The organism is Mycobacterium sp. NGS34, from assembly GCF_059812845.1.
Genome location: NZ_JCALDM010000002.1, coordinates 293,486 through 313,005, shown reverse-complemented (window position 1 = coordinate 313,005; position 19,520 = coordinate 293,486). Strand labels below are relative to the sequence as shown.

19 protein-coding genes are annotated in these 19,520 nt (G+C 67.9%); 3 read left to right on the top strand and 16 right to left on the bottom strand.

Annotation, left to right across the window (positions count from 1 at the left end; translation table 11 throughout):
* Positions 1 to 2 precede the first annotated feature (2 nt).
* From AC5Y7V_RS06450 to AC5Y7V_RS06420, 7 genes are read right to left on the bottom strand one after another with little or no spacing between them, the layout of a single operon-like run.
* The gene (locus tag AC5Y7V_RS06450; RefSeq protein WP_499879207.1) at positions 3 to 422 is read right to left on the bottom strand and encodes a hypothetical protein; all 420 of its coding nucleotides are present in this window, start codon (positions 420 to 422) and stop codon (positions 3 to 5) included.
* Entirely contained in the window at positions 419 to 1,354 is a 936-nt protein-coding gene (locus tag AC5Y7V_RS06445) for a metallophosphoesterase family protein (protein ID WP_499879206.1), read from the bottom strand. The genes AC5Y7V_RS06450 and AC5Y7V_RS06445 overlap by 4 nt, the downstream gene beginning before the upstream one ends.
* Positions 1,351 to 1,821, bottom strand: a complete 471-nt coding sequence (locus tag AC5Y7V_RS06440; protein WP_499879205.1) for a cupredoxin domain-containing protein — start codon at positions 1,819 to 1,821, stop codon at positions 1,351 to 1,353. Before AC5Y7V_RS06440 ends, AC5Y7V_RS06445 begins: the two co-directional genes overlap by 4 nt.
* 21 nt (positions 1,822 to 1,842) lie before the next feature.
* The gene (locus tag AC5Y7V_RS06435) at positions 1,843 to 2,532 is read right to left on the bottom strand and encodes a Rieske (2Fe-2S) protein (protein WP_499879204.1); all 690 of its coding nucleotides are present in this window, start codon (positions 2,530 to 2,532) and stop codon (positions 1,843 to 1,845) included.
* On the bottom strand, positions 2,529 to 3,086 hold the full coding sequence (locus tag AC5Y7V_RS06430; protein WP_499879203.1) for an RNA polymerase sigma factor: 558 nt from the start codon (positions 3,084 to 3,086) through the stop codon (positions 2,529 to 2,531). The genes AC5Y7V_RS06435 and AC5Y7V_RS06430 overlap by 4 nt, the downstream gene beginning before the upstream one ends.
* A 17-nt stretch (positions 3,087 to 3,103) precedes the next feature.
* A complete protein-coding gene (locus AC5Y7V_RS06425; protein ID WP_499879202.1) occupies positions 3,104 to 4,528 on the bottom strand; it encodes an NAD(P)-binding protein in 1,425 nt (474 codons plus the stop codon).
* A 32-nt stretch (positions 4,529 to 4,560) separates the two neighbouring features.
* Positions 4,561 to 5,133 carry a TetR/AcrR family transcriptional regulator gene (locus AC5Y7V_RS06420; protein ID WP_499879201.1) on the bottom strand — a complete coding sequence of 191 codons (573 nt, stop codon included), beginning with the start codon at positions 5,131 to 5,133 and terminating at the stop codon, positions 4,561 to 4,563.
* An 83-nt stretch (positions 5,134 to 5,216) separates the two neighbouring features.
* On the opposite strand from AC5Y7V_RS06420, the gene AC5Y7V_RS06415 reads away from it, so the two are divergent.
* Positions 5,217 to 6,095 carry an SDR family oxidoreductase gene (locus AC5Y7V_RS06415; protein ID WP_499879200.1) on the top strand — a complete coding sequence of 293 codons (879 nt, stop codon included), beginning with the start codon at positions 5,217 to 5,219 and terminating at the stop codon, positions 6,093 to 6,095.
* 11 nt (positions 6,096 to 6,106) lie between these two features.
* Here the strand turns inward: AC5Y7V_RS06415 and AC5Y7V_RS06410 are convergent, their stop codons facing one another.
* From AC5Y7V_RS06410 to AC5Y7V_RS06370, 9 genes are all read right to left on the bottom strand, one after another.
* Positions 6,107 to 7,210 (bottom strand): methyltransferase, encoded by a 1,104-nt coding sequence (locus AC5Y7V_RS06410; RefSeq protein WP_499879199.1) that lies wholly within the window; start codon positions 7,208 to 7,210, stop codon positions 6,107 to 6,109.
* Positions 7,207 to 8,451: an FAD-dependent oxidoreductase gene (locus AC5Y7V_RS06405; RefSeq protein WP_499879198.1), complete on the bottom strand. Its 1,245-nt coding sequence runs from the start codon at positions 8,449 to 8,451 to the stop codon at positions 7,207 to 7,209. Before AC5Y7V_RS06405 ends, AC5Y7V_RS06410 begins: the two co-directional genes overlap by 4 nt.
* Positions 8,452 to 8,599: 148 nt before the next feature.
* Positions 8,600 to 9,646 carry a pyridoxal phosphate-dependent aminotransferase gene (locus tag AC5Y7V_RS06400; protein WP_499879197.1) on the bottom strand — a complete coding sequence of 349 codons (1,047 nt, stop codon included), beginning with the start codon at positions 9,644 to 9,646 and terminating at the stop codon, positions 8,600 to 8,602.
* Positions 9,646 to 10,665: a 3-oxoacyl-ACP synthase III family protein gene (locus tag AC5Y7V_RS06395; protein WP_499879196.1), complete on the bottom strand. Its 1,020-nt coding sequence runs from the start codon at positions 10,663 to 10,665 to the stop codon at positions 9,646 to 9,648. The genes AC5Y7V_RS06400 and AC5Y7V_RS06395 overlap by 1 nt, the downstream gene beginning before the upstream one ends.
* The gene (locus AC5Y7V_RS06390; RefSeq protein ID WP_499879195.1) at positions 10,662 to 11,333 is read right to left on the bottom strand and encodes a DUF8713 domain-containing protein; all 672 of its coding nucleotides are present in this window, start codon (positions 11,331 to 11,333) and stop codon (positions 10,662 to 10,664) included. Before AC5Y7V_RS06390 ends, AC5Y7V_RS06395 begins: the two co-directional genes overlap by 4 nt.
* Positions 11,324 to 13,072, bottom strand: coding sequence for a thiamine pyrophosphate-binding protein (locus AC5Y7V_RS06385; protein ID WP_499879194.1), 1,749 nt, complete (start codon positions 13,070 to 13,072; stop codon positions 11,324 to 11,326). Before AC5Y7V_RS06385 ends, AC5Y7V_RS06390 begins: the two co-directional genes overlap by 10 nt.
* Positions 13,073 to 13,145: 73 nt before the next feature.
* Positions 13,146 to 13,889, bottom strand: coding sequence for a zf-HC2 domain-containing protein (locus AC5Y7V_RS06380; RefSeq protein ID WP_499879193.1), 744 nt, complete (start codon positions 13,887 to 13,889; stop codon positions 13,146 to 13,148).
* A 180-nt stretch (positions 13,890 to 14,069) separates the two neighbouring features.
* A complete protein-coding gene (locus AC5Y7V_RS06375) occupies positions 14,070 to 15,410 on the bottom strand; it encodes an FAD-binding oxidoreductase (RefSeq protein ID WP_499879192.1) in 1,341 nt (446 codons plus the stop codon).
* Complete coding sequence (locus AC5Y7V_RS06370) at positions 15,407 to 16,633, bottom strand: flavin-containing monooxygenase (RefSeq protein WP_499879191.1); 1,227 nt, start codon at positions 16,631 to 16,633, stop codon at positions 15,407 to 15,409. The genes AC5Y7V_RS06375 and AC5Y7V_RS06370 overlap by 4 nt, the downstream gene beginning before the upstream one ends.
* Positions 16,634 to 16,817: 184 nt before the next feature.
* Between AC5Y7V_RS06370 and AC5Y7V_RS06365 the strand changes: the two genes are divergently transcribed.
* A complete protein-coding gene (locus AC5Y7V_RS06365; protein WP_499879190.1) occupies positions 16,818 to 18,338 on the top strand; it encodes a CoA-acylating methylmalonate-semialdehyde dehydrogenase in 1,521 nt (506 codons plus the stop codon).
* Between the two features lie 10 nt (positions 18,339 to 18,348).
* Entirely contained in the window at positions 18,349 to 19,518 is a 1,170-nt protein-coding gene (locus tag AC5Y7V_RS06360; protein WP_499879189.1) for an isobutyryl-CoA dehydrogenase, read from the top strand.
* Positions 19,519 to 19,520 lie beyond the last annotated feature (2 nt).

Sequence of the window (19,520 nt, the reverse complement as noted above, 5' to 3'; positions counted from 1 at the left end):
GCCTAAGCCGCCGCGGTAGTCGCTTCCACGGTTGGAAGGCGCCCGCCGACATTGCGCTTCGACCGCAGCGACCCGACGAGGGCGGCCGCCCACAGCAGCACGCACAGCGCCTCGGAGACCACGGACAGTGCCGCATGCGGCGCCGGGTCCCAGCCACGCTCGGTAAAGCCGAACAGCCCAACGGTTCTCGACAGCACGAAAGCGACCAGGGAGCCGCCGGCCAAACCCGCGGCCGACCATTCGAGCCACCAGGGTCCGCCCGCGGCCACCAGCAGGGCCAGCGAGAACGAGACGCTGGCCTGGATCAGAAAGCTGGTGCCGATCATCGGGATGTGCTGGTAGCCATGGATATACAGGTAGGCGTGGCTGAAGGCGCTGACAGCCAGGGAGGCGGCCAGCGCGAGCCGGAGGAAGATGTTCATTGCAGCTTGGTCTCTTTCAGTGCGAGGGCGGCCTGGCCCTTGGTGTAGTTGACCTCGCGGATCCCCAGCGCGTCGTGCAGCTTGCCCGCCGGCAGCGTGACCGGCTTGGGCGCCGGCCCGTCACCCGGATGGGGCAGCGGGTACGCGGTCGTCGTCCCGCTGTAGAACGTCACATTGCCTTCTGTTTTGGAAAACAGTTGGTGCACATGACCGTTGAGGCACGTCACCGATGAGAACCGGCTCAGGTAGCTCAGCGCCTGGGTGGCGTCGTCGGTGCCCCAGCCCCAGTCCGGGTACATCGCGAACAACGGGATGTGGCTGAACACGATGATGGGCGTGTCGCTGGACAACCCCGCGACATCCTTCTCGACGAACTCCAACTGGTCGACGCCCAAGTGCCCCAGCTTCTTCAGGTTCAGGGTGTTCACCAACGCGATCACGTGCACACCCGCGATGTCGAAGCTATACCAGCCGTCGCCGCGGGTCCCCGCGCCGAACACGCTGCGGTACTTCTGCCCCGCGTCGTCCACCGAGTCGTGTTCGCCGGGGACCGTGAACACGTGCGGGGTCTGCACCTTGGTGAGCATCTGCTTGACCTGGTCGAACTGCTCGGGGGTCGACAGGTGGGTGAGGTCGCCGGTGTGGATGACGAAATCCGGTGCGTACCCAAGGCCATTGATCTGATCGATGGCGTGGCCGAAGGTGCCGGCGACGTCCGGGTTGGGCGGGCCGGAAAACCCGATGTGGCTGTCACTCACCTGGGCGAAGCGCAGCGCGGGCCGGGCGCTGGTGTGCGTGGCCGAAGCCGTGCCGGCGACGTGCGAGATCACCTCGCCGCCGACGACGGCGAATCCCACCGCCGCGCCGAACCACGCCGAGTGCCGGATGAGCTGCCGGCGGGTCATCGTGTTCGGGTCCGTGCTGCTGTTCATCCCGTCACCACCACCGTGCCGTGCATCATCGGGTGAATCGAGCAGACGTAGTCGAACTTCCCCGCCGTGGGAAAGGTGTGCGAGAAGGTGGCACCGGTGCCCATGCCGGGCGACTTGAACGACCCGTCTGCCGCGGCGACCGTGTGCGGTTCCTCGTCTTTGTTGGTCCACGTGACCGTGCCGCCCGCCTTGACGGTCAGGGTGGCCGGCGCGAAGGCGAAGTTGTCGATGGTCACCTGGTCGCCCGCGGCCGCGGCCGGCGACCCCGTCGCCGATCCCGCGCCGGCCGACGGACCCGGCGCCGACGGCATCCCGCTCATGCCCGGCATTCCGGCCGTGCCGCTGGCGTTCGATCCGAAGGTCACCGACGGCGGCTGCCCGGCGGGCGGCGACGACGAGCAGCCGGCCAGCAGCACCCCGACGGCCGACGCCGCGACCACATGTTTTCGAAGCTTGGCGATGTTCATGCCAAGAGATATGGCGGCGGGTTACACGTCCCGACGGGGCGGGGCGAACACCTCGATCACGCCGTCGACCTCGCGAACCATCAGCGCGGGCAATGGCTTTGGAGCGATCGGCAACTGGTGGGTGCGTACCTGCCCGCTGGGTGAGAACGACGTGGTGTGGCACGGGCAGTGCAGCGCGTCGTCCTGGGCGTCGAACCAGAGCCGGCAGCCCTGGTGGGTGCAGACGCCGGAGATGGCCTGAGGCTTGCCGTCGACGCGGTGGACGAACCCGCTGACCGAGCCGAGGTCGAATGGGTGCATGACGCCGTCGGGCACCTCCGAGCTCGCCGCGACCCGCTGCCAGCTGCCGTCGTTCGGCGTCAGCTCGCCCGCGACGGCGGGGCCCTGGGCAGGGCCGCCGATCAGGGCGCGATCGATGGAAACGGCGGCGGCCGCGGCCGCCGCGGCGGCCGACGTACCCACGATGACCTGGCGGCGCGTCGTGCTCTGCTTGGGCGCCGCCGGTGCCGGCGCGCCGTCCATCTGCTCGGCCAGGCGCCGGTGCAGGTCGGTGAGGAACTCCTGACGCGGTTCGGTGTCCGCCTGCCCCGCCGCCCGCAGCTCGATCGCGGTGCGGATCTGCGCCGCCTCGAAGTCGTCGGGCGCGAACGGCTTCGGCCGGCGACCCCGCAGCAGGTCGTCGACATACCGCCGCAACCCTCGCGCGTTCATCGTGGCCCTCCCTCGTTCACCTGTGCCGCCAGCCGCAGGGCGCGGTGCTGCAGCACCTTGGCATTGGCGACGCTGATCCCAAGCTCGGCGGCGGACTCCTTGATCGAACTTCCTTGCAGAAAGCGAATTTCCAGGATCTGGCGGTACCGGTCCGGCAGATTGTCGAGAACCCGGGCGACGCGCTGGGGCGCGGTGCTGATCGCCTCCTCGCTCTCGGGTGGTTGTTCGATGTCGTCGATGGAGGTTATCTCCCGGCCCATGGTCTCGCGCCAATGCGCGGCCAGCACGGTTCGCGCCGTGGCCCGCAGGTAGGCGCGCACCTCGCCGACGCTCGCGGTCAGGCGCAGCGGCCGCAGCGCCGCCAGAAATACCTCGGCGGTGAGGTCCTCTGCGTCGGCACGGTTGCCCACCCGCGCGAACAACGTGCGGTACACCCAGGACGCGTTGTCGGAGTACACCGCTTCCCAGTCGGGATAGCTCTCATAACCACTGTCGGGCACCGCGCGCAGCGGTCGCGAGACTAGCGGGTTCTTGGGGTCGTTTTGCGCCGCCACGGTCCTCCTTCACCGATTCAATATCGGACCGGGTTACACGCGTCGGCTTCCGAGGCCATCAGCTCGTCCAGTTTCGCGGCGGTGGCCGACAGGGCCGACTTGGCCATGCCCAGCAGCCGCTCGCGCACCCGCGGCTTCGCCGACGCCGGCGCCAGCGAGTCGCCCACCAGCCGGCCGAACACGTCCAGGCGCGCCGCGGCGAGCCAGGCGGTCAAGTCCGGGTCGTCGAGCCAGCGCAGCTGGTTGCGGTAGTAGGCCCGGGTGATGCGCAGCCAGTCGAGGTCGGTGTCGGGATGCGGCAATGGGTCGCACAGCTCGTTCTTCACGGCGTCGTCGGGGTACGCGGCCTCGACGTGGGCGACCAGTGCGGCGCTGAACACCTGCTGGCACCCGCGCACGCTCTGCAGCGTGATTCCCGCCCCGTCGAAAATCGGTGTGGCGGGCCGCTTCTCGGCGCCGTCGGCGGTGCAGTCGACGTACAGCGCCGAGGCGTCCACGGGCACGGCGCCGCCCTCGAGGACGGCCTCGCCGGCGTCGGCGCGCAGCAGATGGCCCATGCGCACCACGTCGGTGATGCGGCGCAGCTGCTCCAACTCGGCGTGCGTGACGGTCGCGCAGCGGTACATGGCCGGCCGGACCGCCGGGTCGATCCGCAGCAGCGCGCCGGCCTCCTCGAGGCGGACGAACAGGTCGTCGACCGACACCGCGTCCCGAACCGCCTGCAGCTGCGCGGTGAGGGTGGCCTTGATCCCGTCGGCGAACAACGGTCCCGGCTGCAGCGTCGCGCGATCCAGCAGCCACGAGTCCCGCGGCATGATCCACGTCAGCCGCTCCGGCTCGATGCCCTGGCCCAGCAGCCACAGGCAGGCGTCGATGCCGGTCTTGCCGGCCCCGACGACGACGTAGTGGCGGCGGGCGGCCAGCCGGGGCAGCTCGTTGGGCGCGACGCAGTCCACACCGGCCGCCACCCGGTAGGGCGGCGGGCGCATCGAGGGAACCACGACCCGCATGTAGGTGGCGTCGACGACGCGGCGCGTCACGTCGACGGCGTAGTCGGCGCCGGCCAGCGTGGTAAACCGGCCGGCACCGCGGTATTCGCTCATCGGGAAGTAGGCGACCCGCCCGGTCGGCAGGAACCGCTGGCGCATGACGTGGTCGTAGTAGGCGCACACCTCACCGGCGGTCGCCAACTCGTAAAGCCCTTGGTTCCAGCCGACTTGGTCGATCGTGTCGCTGCCCAGGGGCAGCGAGTTGACGCCGTAGAACGCCGACGGCTGATGTAGCCGCACGAACGGGTAGGCCATGGTCCAGTGCCCACCGGGCTGATGGTGGCGGTCCACCAGCACCACGCTTGCCCCGGTTTCGGTGACCAGCGTGTCGATGAACGCCATCCCCATGGCGCCCGCGCCGACTACGAGGTAGTCGGCCTCGATGGTGCGCATACGGACTAAAGGCTAATCGGCCCGCGACCACTTCAGCGGATTTCGGCCGCCGCAGTGCGCAGGTCCTCCAGGGCCGCGCGGGCGAGTTCGCCCAGGCTCCGGTCGCCGTCGGTCGTAATCCATTCGGCGAACGCCTCTTTGAACGCGAGCCCACCCAGCTCGGCGGCCAGGGCAGCCGCCCGATCCGGCACGCCCCGGGCCCGCAGCGCGTTCGCCATGGCCGCGGCGAGGCCGACCTGTTTGAGCGCGTCGCGCTCCTGCAGTTCGGCGCTGGTGGCGATGACGGCCTTCACCCGGGGGGCGAGCTCGCGATTGAGTGGGGTCATCGCCCCGGAAGCACGCTCCAGCCCGGCGGCGACCGCGGCGAGCGGGGTGGCGTCCGCGGGGGCCGAGGCGATGCCCTCGGTCAGCAATTGCGACAACGCCTCCTGCCCGGCCGCCAGCACCTCCCGCTTGTCGGGGAAATAGCGGAAGAAGGTGCTTTTGGTCAGGCCGGCCCGATCGGCGATCTCGGCGACGGTGGTTCGGTCGTAGCCCTGCTCGGAGAAAAGATGCAGCGCGGCCTCGACCAGCCGGGCGCGCGCATCGGGTTCCCATCGAGGCATGGCGTCATGGTAGCGATGAGACCTTTGTCCCATCACCGTGGTAGCGTGATGAGACATCAGTCCCATCACTTGAGGAGTGTGTCATGCGAGTTTTCGTCACAGGTGCCACCGGCGGGGTCGGCTCGGCCGTCGTCCCCGAGCTGATCGGCGCGGGCCACGAGGTCGTGGCGCTGGCCCGCTCCGACGCGTCGGCCCGGGCCGCCACCGCCATGGGGGCCGACGTGGTGCGCGGCGACCTCGACGACCCCGAGAGCCTGCGCGTCGGCGCCAAGGAGTCCGACGGCGTCGTCCACCTCGCCTTCCTGCACTTCGACGACTTCGAGCGGGCGGTCGCCCAGGAGGCGGCCGCCGTCGACACCTTCGGCGCCGCCCTCGCCGGTACGGGCAAGCCGTTCGTCATGGCCTCGGGCACGCCGCCGGTCGCCGGCCGGGCCTCCACCGAGCACGACCCGATGCCCACCGACGGGCCCATCGGCGGGCGCGGCCGAAACGCCCGCGCCGCCCTGGAACTGGCCGGCGACGACGTCCGGTCGGCGGTGGTCCGCCTCCCCCGGTCCGTGCACCGGGCGGCCGGCCCCTGCGGGTTCGCCTCCCTGCTCGTCGAGGCCGCCCGGCGGACCGGGGTGTCCGGGTACGTCGGCGACGGCACCCAGCGCTGGCCGGCCGTGCACGTCCTCGACGCCGCCCGGCTGTTCCGTCTGGTTCTCGAAGAGGCCGACCCCGGCACGGTGGCGCACGCCGTCGGCGACGAGGGCGACCCGATGCGCGCGCTCGCCGAGGCCATCGGGCACCAGCTCGATCTCCCGGCGGCGTCGGTCCCCGCCGAGCACTTCGGATTTCTCGGCGCCGTCTTCGCCGTGGACCAGCCGGCAACGAGCCAACTGACCCAGGAGAAATTCGATTGGCGGCCCACCCATCCGAGCCTGCTGGAGGACCTGGAGGCCGGGAACTACCCGGTGTGAGGGTTCGTTGGTTACGCCGCTCGGGCCTCGACCACGCTGAGGGGTGAGGCGGTCTGCACCAGCCGTGTCATCCGAAACCCGGCCTGGCCGAGCAGGTCTCGGTACTCGGCGGCGGTGCGTTCGCGGGCCCCCAAATTGAGCAGCATCTCCAGATCCACCCATTTGCCCGGGAAGTCACGATCGTGCCTGGGGATGACCAATTCGACGAGCAACACCGTGGCGCGGGGACCGGCCGCCGCGCGGACGTTGCGCAGGATCTGCAGGGCCTTTTCGTCGGGCCAGTCGTGGATGATGTTCTTGAGGATGTAGGCGTCACCACCGTCGGGAACGCTGTCGAAAAACGACCCCGCAGCGATGCGCACCCGGTCGGCGACGTTGTGCTCGCGCAACAGGTTCGGGGCGTCGGCGACCACCCGCGGCAGGTCGTAAAGCACGCCCCGCGAGGCCGGCGCTCCCGTCAGGATGGCGGCCAGCAGTGGACCGTGCCCGCCGCCCACGTCGACGATCGTCGGATACGCGCTGAAGTCGTAGCCGGCGACCACCGTCCCGTCCGTTAGTTCCGAAACGCTCGTCATCGTCTGGTTGAACAGTTCGGCAAGCTCGGGATCCCCGGCGAAATACTCGAAACTCTCCTTGCCGCGCAGCGCGGGGACGACCGTCCTCCCGGTTCGGATCGAGTCCACCATCAGGGTCCAGCGTTCGCGCTGTTCGGCCGAACCGTAGAACTGCGCCGCCCAGGTCATCGAGATCGGTGCATCCGAACGGAGGGTGCCGGCAAGGGGATTCAGCTCATAACGTCCGTCGCGGCGGCGACGGAAGATGCCCTTGCCGATCAGGGCGCGCAGCAGCCGGCGCAGCGCGTCCGCGTCGGCGCCCACCCGGGCGGCCAGCTCCTCGATCGGCAGCGGTCCGTTGGTCAGGGCATCGGCGACACCGAGTTGGGCCGCCACGGTGATCGCCTGCGATGTCCAGGTGGCAACGATCATCTCCATCATCGCCGCGGGCGCGGGCGTCAGCCGTTGATGGAGCCGATACAGGCAGTGGCGAATCCACTCGACGGCGCGGGCCAGCTTGGCGGGTGGCACCTTGGTGGTCTTGAAGGTTGAAGACATCATGGGGCATCGACAAGTCGGGTGGCGGCTGCGGCCCCGAGGTTTCTGCCGATCTCCGCCGATATCCTGCGGTGGCTCACCGAACGAAGGAACGTTGTCAGTGCCCAGGTCATGAACCGGTCCGAGATCATCGCCGCCGGCCGCAGTGCGGTCTCGCTGCGCGACACCTGCTGCGTGGTCACCCAGGACACGGCCTTGACCTTGCGTCGCCGGGTGTTCTCGTACCGGCGCAGCGCGCCCGAGAGGTCATGGTTGTTGCCGCGCGCTCCATCGACGCCCTTGACGAAATCCGAAAGCGCCTTGCACAGCACCATCGTGTCGAGCAGCGCCTGGTTGGTCCCCTGCGCGAGCGTGGGCGGCATCGTGTGTGCGGCATCGCCGAGCAACGTGACCGCGCCCCGGCCCGAGCGGGGGATCGGATGCCGAAAATGCGGAAACGGCGAACGGGCCAGATCCTCGTCGGTCAAAGTCGCGAGCACTTGATCGGCCGCGTCGGACCATCCTTTGAAATTGGACCGGATCATCTCGATCGGACGTCGGGGTCTGACGAAGTCCGGCGACCACGGCAGGTCGAACCACCACTGCAGGTCCGAACCTCCAGCCGGCCACAGCCCGATGTTTCCGCGCTCGCCGATAATCATTTGTGCGACATGCTTGTCGGCGATACGCGGAAGGGTGACCAGTCCCTGCCAGCTGCACCAGCCGGTGGGCTCGGCCGGCCGCGCGCCGACGATTTCTCGAACCATCGAGTGCAGGCCATCCGCTCCGATCAGGAGATCTCCTTCGGCCGAGCTGCCGTCTTCGAACTCGAGCCGAACTCCGTCTCGCGTACTGACGACCCCGACCGCACGGGCATTGCACCGGATGCGATCGGTCGGAAAGCCTTCCAGCAGCCGCTCAAGCAGGATTCGGCGCGGGACCATCCGAACCGGCGCGCCCAGCCGGTCCACCATCGAAGTCAGATCCATCACGGTGACCGGGCGACCCGTGGCCGTCACGACCCGCACGGTGGACAGCGACTGACCGGCCCGGTCCATATCGACCCCCAGCTGCCCCAGCACGGTCGACCCATTGGACCAGATGGTGACCGCGCCGCCACCCGCCTCGACATTCGGCCGCCGTTCGAAGACGGTGACGTCATGCCCATCACGCAACAAGCCTCGGGCGACCGAAATGCCACCCACACCCGCGCCGACGACGAGGATCCGAAGCTTCGCGGAGCGGCTCACTTCAGTCCTCGGCATGCCGTTGGTAATCCCATCGCTCGAGTCGCGCCTGCAGCTTTAGCAGGCCGACTCCAAAGAGCGACATCCCCCCTGAAAAGTAAAGTGTCAGTAGTGGATTCATCTTCAAGACCTCCCACTACTATCACGCGGGAGCTCGATGAGAAGTTCACCGCGGCGTCGACTTGGCCACCGCGGCCAGCACCGCTTGAGTGGACGCGCGGCCTCCGACGGTGATCCGGGCGGCGCCGTCCGGGTAGTACCGGGCCTTGACCCCGCTTTCGCCGAAGACCTCTCGCCATCCTCGCGCGGCGGCGGGCAGGTACACGAAGTTGGCGTGCCCGTCGGTGGTGTATACGCCCCTTGCCCGAAGGCGCCGGTTCAGGTAATCGCGCTCACCGCTGATTCGCAAAATGCGTTGCCGCAACTGGTCTTCGGCGTCGTAGCACGCCGCCACCGCGACCAGGCTGGTGATGCCCATGCCAAACGGCAATTGCATCCCCCACAGCGTCTTGGCCAATTCCGGTGCGGAGAACCCGTACCCGATACGAAGGCCGGCCAATCCGTAGGCCTTCGAGAACGTCCGCAACACCACGACATTCGGAAAGCGCCGGATCAGGCCGGGTGCGTCGATGCGGTGCTGGGGGGCGATAAACTCGACGTAAGCCTCGTCGAGCAGCACGATCGTGTCGGCCGGCACCCGCCGCAGGAATCGTTGCACATCCGCGACGGGTTCCAGGGTGCCGGTCGGGTTGTGGGGCCGACACAAGACGACGACCCTGGCGTCCGCCGCCGCTTCGGCCATTACGTCCAGGTCGTGGTGGCCGCGTTTGTCGAGCGGAACGGTGACCGATGTCAGGCGGGCCATTTGGGCGAAGATCGGATAGCCGTCGAAATTCGGCTCGCTCAGCACAATCCGGTCACCCGGCTGCGTCACCGCGTGCAGGACCTGCATCACCACGCCGCTCGCACCCGATCCCAGCACCACCTGCTCGTCGCTGACCCCGATATGACCGGCGATCAAGCGGCGCAGCCGTTCGGGCAGGAACTCCGGATACCGGTTGGCGACGTCGATCGAGCGGATCAGCGCCGAGCGCACCGACGGTAGCGGCGGAAATGGATTCTCGTTGAGCGACAACGCGAATGGATCGGTCGCGTTTGGCAGCGCGTCAAGGACCTCCGCGGTGGCCGGGCTCGCCTGCAGCAGGGATAGCATCAGCCTCGCCCGCCCCAGCGGACCGCCGCCGCGCCGGCGAAGTCACCGGCGTGGGCGAATGCGGCCATCATCACGACGTCGCCGGTCTTGACCTGACCGTCTGATATCGCACGATCCAGGTTGATCGGGATTCCCGCGCCGAACAGGTTGCCGCACTCGTCAAAGGTGTCGCGATGACGTTCGCGCGGCACCTCGAGCGCCTCGCGCCAGTTGCGTAGGAACACCCGGTTGGGCTGATTGGTGACCAGCAGGTCGATGTCCTTGGACGGCAGGCCGATTCGATCGCAGACCGCCAGCGCGACCTCGGGGACCTGCCGGTTGCCGCGGGCGAGCACCTTGGCGATCTTGGTTTCGGTGAACCCGATGGAGGCCTCGCCCGGGCCGGGCTGCCACCACTTGCGGGGAGGGTCGATCGCGAGCGTCATGTCGCCGGCGTATTCGCCGTAGGTGCGACACTCGATGTCGAGGATCGGTGAGCGATCCGACAGCGTCACCAGTGCGACCGCGGCGCCGTCACCCGGAACCGAGGCCTGCGCCTTGCGCCGCACCCCGGGCTGGTCGAAGACCTGGCCGGCCGCGTTCTGAGCGATCGCGATCAGGGCGGTGCTGCCTTGACCGGACGCGAGCAGCTGGCGGGCCACGTTGAGAGCCAACACGAACGCCGCGCAGCCGCCGTTGTGCAGGTCCAGCACCCAGTTGGGACGCATGCCCAAGCGGTGGGCGATCGCGCCGCCCCCGCCGTAGAACGGCATGTCGGGCATCTGGGCGTGGGTGATCAGCACGTCGACGTTCGCGATGACGTCCTGGCCGTGCCGTTCAATCAGGCCGCGTGCGGCTCGCTCGATCATGTCGGTCGCGGTTTCGTCCGGCCCGACGTGATGGCGGAACTTCGGCGCGCGGAACATCAGGTTGGCCGCCAGGTCGTCCGAGCCGGCGAAGTTCGCGTAGTAGTCGGCGCCGATGGGTTGGCCGGGCAGATAGGTGGAAACGTCGGTGAGGCTGACGGCGGGCTGGTTCATGATGTACTCATCCATTCAGGCGTGACCGGCAGTCCGTTGCGGTGGCGGTATTCGGCGATCGACTTGAGGTTGTTCAGTTCCAGCCCGTGACCGGCACCGAATATGTCCCAGAAGTCGCCCACCCAGCCGGTGCGCTCCGGCGGGCCCGCCTCCGGATACGGGTTGTGGTCATAGAACGGGTGGCGGCAATTGGTCCACAGCACAACGGAACCGGGCTTGCCGAGCACCACCTGCGCGTCGACGACCCGCATCAGGTAAATCATCCACAGGTGCTCGCTCTGGTCCCAGGCGCAGTGGTAGTCGACGGTGCGGGCCTGCGCGTTGGCCACCGTGCGGGTGTAGATCTTGGTGTCCGGAAGCAACCGGTCGTAGGCCAACCAGAGGCCGGGCTGTCCGGTCGGGGTGAAGTCACGCAGGGTATAGGTCCACTCCTCCAGGCTGCGGGTGTCGGCCAGGTATTCGAACAGCTCGTCGGGTGGGCAATCGACGTAGTCGTTGACCGTGCAGTACTGGCCGAAGACCTCGTCGTGCGGATACACCGACCGCATCTTCGACATGAACATCGGAGCGGTCTCCTCGAGCGGCGAGGTCTCGATACGGACCACTCCCTCGATCGGATCGCTGCTGCCGCTGTGCACGGCGATATCGTCAAGCGCTGCTAGGGACATGGAACCGGTTCTCCTTGTGGTGTTGTGATCTGTTGGTTGACAACGTGATTGGCGGGTTTTCCGCTCATGAACGCCGCGAACGGCGGGATTTCGTCGGCGGCGCATTCGACGCTGACCACGGACGGACCGTCGACGGTCATCGCCCGTTGCAGTGCGGCGGGCAGTGCGTCGATGTCGGAGACGTCGACCGAAGACAACCCGGGGAACATGCTCGCCAGACCGGCCGCCAGGTGGCTGGACACGAACCGGTTGTAGCTGTACAGGTCGTCGTAGAAAAGCTGTTCGCGGGTCACGCACATGGCGTGGGAGTTGTTGTTGAACAGCACGAACGTCACCGGCAGCCGGTACTGCACCGCGGTGTGCACCTCCATGCCGTGCATGAAGAACGCCCCGTCCCCGGCGATCACCACGGTGCGACGGCTGGGCCCGCGGTTCGTCGCTCGGCCGAAGGCCATCCCGATGCCGGCGCCGAAGCTGTAGCCCATGCCGCCCATGCCAAGCGCGACCGCGAACCGACCGCCCCGGCGAACGGGGAGGTGATGGATCGCGGCCGCGCCGGTGTTGCCGGCGTCGACGACGATGTCGGTTCCGTCGGGCAACACGCGATCGAGCGCGACCATTGCGTCGCGGTAGCGCACCCCCGCACCGGCGAAGGGAGGTGGACTGAGTTCGGTGTCCGCGACGAAATCGGGCACGCGCAGTCCCCGTGGCCGTCCCCGCCCGGACAACGCCCGGGTCAGCATCGTCAGCGATCCTCGTAGGTCCTCGGTGTGCACGTGCGTGCACGGCAGGTATGGGGGTGCCGACCCGATCGAGACCGTCCGCACCGTCGCGAGCGCGTCGTCGAGGCCGGCGCGGGCGGTCACCGACAGTCGGGTGCCGACCACGAGGCATACGGCGCTCGCCGCGACCGCGTCGAGCACACCCGGATGCCCCATCACGCCGGTCACGCCGAGCGCTGATGACGAGCCGAAACCTGGTGTGCCGGCGACATCTTTGGCGTCGGGAACACAGGCTACCTGTGCGCGCAGCAGGGCCCGCAATTCCTCGAGTTCGGACCGTGCGTCGTCACGCGCGACCTGTTCGCCGGCGATGATGGTGATGGGTCCGGTCGCTCGCTGCAGGGCGCGCGCGATCGCGTGCGGATCACCCGTGCGCGCCCGCGGACCTTCGAAGCCACGCCGGCCGTGACCACCGTAGCCGTTGATGCCGACCTGTGCCTGCTGAATATCCTTGGGCAGCAGCAACACTGCCGGACCGCCGGTCCGCGCCGCCGCTATGGCGCTGGGCAGCGCCGAAACGATATCGTCGGGGGTCAGGACCCGCCGGCAAAAGACCGACACCGCAGAAAACAGCGCCTCGGCGTTCAATGATCCGTTTCGGCCACTGGTGTCTTGGAAGCTGCCTTGACCGTCCATCGTGGTCGCGGGCTGACCGACCAATGCCAACACCGGCACCCGACTGGCAAACGATTCTCCAAGGCCTGGAATGAGATTCAGCGCACCTCCGCCAGAGGTCGCCGCCACCACGCCCAAACCGGCGCCGCTGCGGCTGTACCCGTCGGCCATCGTGGCCGCGGAGAACTCGTGCTTGGCCAACACCGCGGTGATGTCCGAATTGAAATGTGCTGCGTCGTAGAGATCTTCGATGTTGGCACCGTCGACGCCGAATATGTAATCGCTGTCGATTCTCGCGAGGTGCTCGACGATGTGGTCTACCACCCTGTGTTGCCTGGGCATGTGCTCACCTAACTTGGGTATCTGCTTCTAACACGACCGTTGAGTGACTTCAGTTCACCCGGCGCCGGAAAATTCACAACGAACGCTCCAAAAGGACCTGGCCGTCGTCGACGGAAATCACTTGCACAGAAGCGATTTGATCGACACGTGTTGAAGTACTGGCGGCGGGCATCGCGGTGTGGCCCGGGTTCGCCACCCAGGTTGCCAACCGGGTCCGGCTGCCGTCACGGGCCACCACGACCATCGCCAGCGTGTCGTGATGGGAGTTCAGCGGGGCCAGGCAGACGCACTTCATCGAGATGGACGTTCCCCACCGCTGGCCGCTCAGGGACACCGTCGAGGCCAGCTTGTCCGTTCCGATCTGCGCCATCGGCTGAACCGACACGCTCGCCTGCGGCGGCGTCGGAGCGGTTGTCGAGGATTGGCCGGCAAGGCCGACGAACACACCGATCGCCAGCACCGCGGCCGCGACGGTCCCGGCCGCCCAAGTCGCGATGCGCGACCGGCGCCGCCGCCAGGCGACCTTGGCCAGCAGCGACGGCAGCAACTCGTCGGGCGGGAGCGGTTGCGCACCGCCGCCGTCGTTCTCTTCGATCGCGACCATCTCGTCGCGACCCAGCTGCGACAGCAGGGCCGGCATGCCGTTGAGCTCGCCAACGGCACTGCGGCACAACGGGCATTCGGCCAGGTGCGCCTCGAATTCCCGTCGTTCGGCGGGCAACAGGGCCCCCAGCACGTATGCGGCATCCCACATCGCGTATTCGTCATGCCCGGATAGGCCACCGCCGATCGGTGTCCCGGGCCGCCATTGCGGCATTGTCGTATAACTCCCATCTCCTGGGACATCTTTTGGTGCGCAGGATATTTCGTGGCTGACGGCCATTCGGATGGCCGGTAGAGCGTCGTCGCGTCGTGCGCTGCGGCTCTACTTCAATGATGCGTGTTCGGGCGAGGGTGAACGGCCCTACTAATGAAACGATCCAGACGCCCGCTTGGTTCAGGCGCCGCGCAGCCAGCTGTGGAATCGATTCTCGGGGTCGTAGGCGGAGCGCACCTTGTCGAGGCGAGCCATGTTGGATTCGGCGATGAATCGCGCCGGACGCCGGCAGAGATTCTCGTCGGCAAGCGAGCTGCCGGTCGCCAGGTGCGACATCGCCGCCATGTTGGACGCGGCCCAGTCCCGGTACCGCTCGTCGTCGGCCGGATCCTGCCAGATGGTGTAAAGCGCCATGTAGACCTCGTCTTCGACGCCGTACACCATGTCCGCGCGCTCCGGCGCCGTCTTCCAGCCCGTGAAGATGAAATGCGAGGGGTGCGGCGGCATGGTCTCGATGATTTTGCGGATGCCCGGCAGCAGTTCGTCGGCGGAGGCCGACGTGAACATGTTGTCGGCGATATACCGATAGCCCTTCGGGTAGCTGGTCATCACGGCGGTGTACCAATTGGCCAAAGTTGTCGGCGCATAGGGAAGGTTGACGATCGCCTTGTCGATGACCGGGCAAGTGCCCAGCGGGGCAAGGGCCTTCATCGCCTCTTCCTCCGAGTCGGCGAAGACCGGCGAGGCGATCGTGATCCCGGGTTGGTCGAGCCCGGCTCCGGGAAAGCTACGCGCGGTGTGGATCTGCAATTCGACGCGGTCGTCGATCTCGGGAATGAGCGAGCGTCCCCAGGCGAACACCTCGTCGGCGACCTCGATCGGATACATGTACAGGCAGGTGCCCCAGACCGCCGGACGCGGGTGAACCCGCAGTTTGAACGAGGTGACCACACCGAAGAAGCCCGGTCCAGAGCCGCGGGCCGCCCAATACATGTCTGGATGATTGTCGGGGTCGCAGTAGATCCGTTCACCGTCGGCGGTGACGACGTCCAGCCCGAGCACGCTCTCGCATGCCGGCCCGACCACCGGTCCGTTCCAGCCGTATCCGCCCTGCAACAGATAGCCCCCGAGGCAAATGCCTTCGCAATGACCGGCGGGAAAGAACAGCCCTTGTGCGTCCAGTTCCGCCGCGAAGACGCTGGCGACCTTGCCCGGGCCGACGTCCGCGGTCATCCGGTCCGGTTCGACCGTGCAATGATCGAGGCGGCTGACGTCGAGCAGCAGACCGCCGTCGCGCAGGTGACTGGCCGTCCAGCTGTGCCCGCCGGAACGTATGCCGACGTGATATCCGTTGGCCCGCGCATAGCGGATCGCCGCGACGACGTCGTCGGTGTCGTGCGCCTGCACGATCACGTCGGGAAAGCGTTCCGGCAGAAGGCCATTCCATACTGTTTCCCGACGGGCCCGTTCGTAGCCCTCCGCGCCACGAAAGAACGTCTTTTCGGTGGAAAGTAAAATCACTGTGCCCCTCTGCTTTTCTGACCCGAAGCCACGAGATCCGCTGGCACATCGGCGAGCGCCTCGCGGGCGGATGAACCAATCCGCTTCAGGTAGAACGCGACCTCGGCGGCCAGCGGTGTCGAGTGCATGCGGATTGCCCGCAGTGGGCCATTGGGCGGAATGCCGTACCCGATCGCGAACATTCCGTCGCCGACGTGCGAGGCAAATCCCCCGCGGGGGTTGCCGTGCTCGTCCAGGACGTCGAGATGCCCGACCAGTCGGTCGAGATCCGTGCCGAACCCGGTGGCGGCGATGATCGCCTGCGGCGCCACCGACGTGCCGTCGGCGAGAATGACGCCGTCGGATTCGAGCGCCGTGACGGCGCCGACGACCTCGACGCGCCCGATCCGCACAAAGCCGACGAGCTCGTCGGCCAGCGTCGGGATGCGGCCTCGTTGCTCCACCGTCGCCTTGAGCCCGAGCGTCGGCCGGCCGAAGCCGTAGGCCGACAGGTCACCGAACATCACCCGGTTCATCCGCGCGATCACCGGATCGATGACGCGCGCGGGAACCCTCGAGAACAGCTCGAGGAAGATATCCGATGGAAACGGCCCGATGGCCCGCCGCACCAGGTGCGGCGGGGTGCGCACCGCGAGCCAGATCCGTCCCGCGCCGTCGTTGGCGAGCTGAACGGCGATGTCGGCGGCCGAATTGCCCGCGCCGACGACGAGGACGTCGCGGCCGCGGTACGGCCAGGCGTTGGTGAAGTCCCCGGAGTGGACGATCTCGCCGGTGAATCGAGCAACTCCGGGCCACGCGGGGATGGTCGGCGCGCTGTAGTTGCCCGTGGCGAGGACGATTGCCGGGGTTCGGATCTCACCGGACGACGTGTCGAGTCGCCAGCCTCCCCCGACCCGGTCGACGCGACGGACTTCACATCCGAGGCTGATCGCGATGTTCTGCCGCTGAATGTAGCGATCGAAATAGCGGACCATGTCCTCCTTGGTCGGCCAACGGCCGGCGTTCAACGGAATGCGTTGCCCGGGAAGGTGCGACAAGAACCCGGTGGTGTTGAGACGGAAATTGTCGTAGCGCGTGCGCCACGAGATCGCCGGCGCGGCCGCGCGGTCGAGCACGAGCGCTTTGATGCCATGCTGATGATCGAGTTGGCGTGCGACGGCCAGACCGGCGGGACCCGCGCCGATGACAACGGCGTCCGGGCCGTCCCGGGTCTCTGTCGTCATCCGCGATCTCCTGTCGTGTTCTTGGGCGCCGAGAATTCAGGGCCACAGCACTAACACGATCCAGGACCGCTCGCAGTTCACCTGGGCGGATGGCCACCGCTTGCCAACGCTGCCCGGATTTACTAGGATATCCAAGTAATCTTGGGTGTACCACCTCCACGTTCAGACACTTACGGGGATAGTCATGACCACACAGATCCCGCACTTCATCGACGGGAAGCGCACCGCCGGCCAGTCCTCCCGCACCGCCGACGTATTGAACCCCAGCACCGGCGAGGTGCAGGCGAAAGTCCCGATGGCCGGCAAGGCCGACGTCGACGCGGCGGTGGCCTCGGCCGTCGAGGCCCAAAAGGATTGGGCGGCATGGAATCCACAGCGCCGCGCCCGGGTGATGATGCGCTTCATCGAGCTGGTCAACTCCAACAGCGACGAGCTCGCCGAGCTGCTGTCGCTCGAGCACGGCAAGACGGTGGCCGACTCCAAGGGCGACATCCAGCGCGGCATCGAGGTCATCGAGTTCTGCCTCGGGATCCCGCACCTGCTCAAGGGCGAGTACAGCGAGGGCGCGGGCCCGGGCATCGACGTCTACTCGCTGCGCCAGCCCCTGGGCGTGGTCGCGGGCATCACGCCGTTCAACTTCCCGGCGATGATCCCCCTGTGGAAGGCCGGCCCGGCGCTGGCGTGCGGAAACGCGTTCGTGCTCAAGCCCAGTGAGCGCGACCCGTCGGTCCCGGTGCGCCTGGCCGAGTTGTTCCTCGAGGCCGGCCTGCCGCCGGGCGTCTTCCAGGTGGTGCACGGCGACAAGGAGGCCGTCGACGCGATCCTGCACCACCCCGACATCAAGGCCGTCGGCTTCGTCGGCAGCTCCGACATCGCGCAGTACATCTATTCGACGGCCGCGGCCACCGGCAAGCGGTCGCAGTGCTTCGGCGGCGCCAAGAACCACATGATCGTGATGCCCGACGCCGACCTCGACCAGGCCGTCGACGCGCTGATCGGCGCCGGGTACGGCAGCGCCGGCGAACGCTGCATGGCCATCAGCGTCGCCGTGCCCGTCGGCGAGCAGACCGCGGATCGCTTGCGCGCCAGGCTGATCGAGCGAATCAACAACCTGCGGGTGGGCCACAGCCTGGACCCCAAGGCCGACTACGGCCCGCTGGTCACCGACGCCGCGCTGGCGCGGGTGCGCGACTACATCGGCCAGGGCGTGGACGCCGGCGCCGAATTGGTGATCGATGGGCGCGAGCGCGGCAGCGATGACCTGACGTTCGGCGACGCGAACCTGGAGGGCGGTTTCTTCATCGGCCCGACGCTGTTCGACCACGTCACCCCCGAGATGTCCATCTACACCGACGAGATCTTCGGGCCGGTGCTGTGCATCGTGCGCGCCCACGACTACGAGGAGGCCCTGCGGCTGCCCTCGGAGCACGAGTACGGCAACGGCGTGGCGGTCTTCACCCGCGACGGCGACACCGCCCGCGACTTCGTCTCGCGGGTGCAGGTGGGCATGGTGGGCGTCAACGTGCCGATCCCGGTCCCGGTGGCCTACCACACCTTCGGCGGCTGGAAGCGCTCCGGCTTCGGCGACCTGAACCAGCACGGCCCCTCGTCGATCATCTTCTACACCAAGACCAAGACCGTGACGTCGCGGTGGCCGTCCGGCATCAAGGACGGCGCCGAATTCGTCATCCCGACAATGAATTAGACGCCACAACATGTTCACCCTGAACGATGACGAGCGGGTCATCACCGAGACGGCCGCCGCGTTCGCCGCCAAGCGCCTTGCGCCGCACACCCTGGAATGGGATGCCAGCAAGCACTTTCCGACCGACGTGCTGCGCGAGGCCGCCGAGCTCGGCATGGCGGCGATCTACTGCCGCGACGACGTCGGCGGCAGCGGGCTGCGGCGGCTCGACGGGGTGCGCATCTTCGAGCAGCTGGCCATCGCCTGCCCGACCATCGCCGCGTTCCTGTCGATCCACAACATGTGCGCGTGGATGATCGACAGCTTCGGCACCGCCGAACAACGCAAGGAGTGGATCCCGCGCCTGGCGCCGATGGACGTCATCGCCAGCTACTGCCTCACCGAGCCCGGCGCCGGGTCGGACGCCGGCGCGCTTGCCACCCGCGCCGTCAAGCAGGGCGGCGACTACGTGCTCGACGGCGTCAAGCAGTTCATCTCCGGCGCGGGCGCCTCGGACGTCTACGTGGTGATGGCACGAACCGGTGGGCCAGAAAAACCGGGCCCGCGCGGGATATCCGCCTTCATCGTCGAAAAGGACTCGCCCGGGCTGAGTTTCGGCGCCCACGAAGAGAAGATGGGCTGGCACGCCCAGCCCACCGCGCAGGTGATCCTCGACGGGGTGCGGGTGCCCGCCGACGCGATGCTGGGCGGCGCCGACGGCGAGGGCGCCGGGTTCGGCATCGCCATGAACGGCCTCAACGGCGGCCGGCTCAACATCGCGGCGTGCTCGCTGGGCGGCGCGCAGTCCGCCTTCGACAAGGCCGGCGCGTACGTGCGCGAGCGCCACGCCTTCGGCTCCTCCCTGCTCGACGAGCCGACCGTCCGGTTCACCCTGGCCGACATGGCCACCGGGCTGGAGACCTCGCGAATGATGCTGTGGCGGGCCGCGGATGCGCTGGACACCGACGACCCCGACAAGGTCGAGCTGTGCGCGATGGCCAAGCGCTACGTCACCGACACCTGCTTCGACGTCGCCGACAAGGCCCTGCAACTGCACGGCGGCTACGGCTACCTGCGCGAGTACGGTCTGGAGAAGATCGTCCGCGACCTGCGGGTGCACCGGATCCTGGAAGGCACCAACGAGATCATGCGGGTGGTCATCGGCCGGGCCGAGGCCGCCCGGGTCCGCGCAACCGCATAGAA

Coding starts and splice junctions, on each gene's coding strand:
- AC5Y7V_RS06425 (WP_499879202.1), bottom strand. CDS start 4,528: ATGCGCACCATCGAGGCCGACTACCTCGTAGTCGGCGCGGGCGCCATG.
- AC5Y7V_RS06360 (WP_499879189.1), top strand. CDS start 18,349: ATGTTCACCCTGAACGATGACGAGCGGGTCATCACCGAGACGGCCGCC.
- AC5Y7V_RS06440 (WP_499879205.1), bottom strand. CDS start 1,821: ATGAACATCGCCAAGCTTCGAAAACATGTGGTCGCGGCGTCGGCCGTC.
- AC5Y7V_RS06420 (WP_499879201.1), bottom strand. CDS start 5,133: ATGCCTCGATGGGAACCCGATGCGCGCGCCCGGCTGGTCGAGGCCGCG.
- AC5Y7V_RS06400 (WP_499879197.1), bottom strand. CDS start 9,646: ATGCTATCCCTGCTGCAGGCGAGCCCGGCCACCGCGGAGGTCCTTGAC.
- AC5Y7V_RS06410 (WP_499879199.1), bottom strand. CDS start 7,210: ATGATGTCTTCAACCTTCAAGACCACCAAGGTGCCACCCGCCAAGCTG.
- AC5Y7V_RS06415 (WP_499879200.1), top strand. CDS start 5,217: ATGCGAGTTTTCGTCACAGGTGCCACCGGCGGGGTCGGCTCGGCCGTC.
- AC5Y7V_RS06390 (WP_499879195.1), bottom strand. CDS start 11,333: ATGTCCCTAGCAGCGCTTGACGATATCGCCGTGCACAGCGGCAGCAGC.
- AC5Y7V_RS06395 (WP_499879196.1), bottom strand. CDS start 10,665: ATGAACCAGCCCGCCGTCAGCCTCACCGACGTTTCCACCTATCTGCCC.
- AC5Y7V_RS06445 (WP_499879206.1), bottom strand. CDS start 1,354: ATGAACAGCAGCACGGACCCGAACACGATGACCCGCCGGCAGCTCATC.
- AC5Y7V_RS06435 (WP_499879204.1), bottom strand. CDS start 2,532: ATGAACGCGCGAGGGTTGCGGCGGTATGTCGACGACCTGCTGCGGGGT.
- AC5Y7V_RS06380 (WP_499879193.1), bottom strand. CDS start 13,889: ATGCCGCAATGGCGGCCCGGGACACCGATCGGCGGTGGCCTATCCGGG.
- AC5Y7V_RS06450 (WP_499879207.1), bottom strand. CDS start 422: ATGAACATCTTCCTCCGGCTCGCGCTGGCCGCCTCCCTGGCTGTCAGC.
- AC5Y7V_RS06385 (WP_499879194.1), bottom strand. CDS start 13,072: ATGCCCAGGCAACACAGGGTGGTAGACCACATCGTCGAGCACCTCGCG.
- AC5Y7V_RS06365 (WP_499879190.1), top strand. CDS start 16,818: ATGACCACACAGATCCCGCACTTCATCGACGGGAAGCGCACCGCCGGC.
- AC5Y7V_RS06405 (WP_499879198.1), bottom strand. CDS start 8,451: ATGCCGAGGACTGAAGTGAGCCGCTCCGCGAAGCTTCGGATCCTCGTC.
- AC5Y7V_RS06370 (WP_499879191.1), bottom strand. CDS start 16,633: ATGACGACAGAGACCCGGGACGGCCCGGACGCCGTTGTCATCGGCGCG.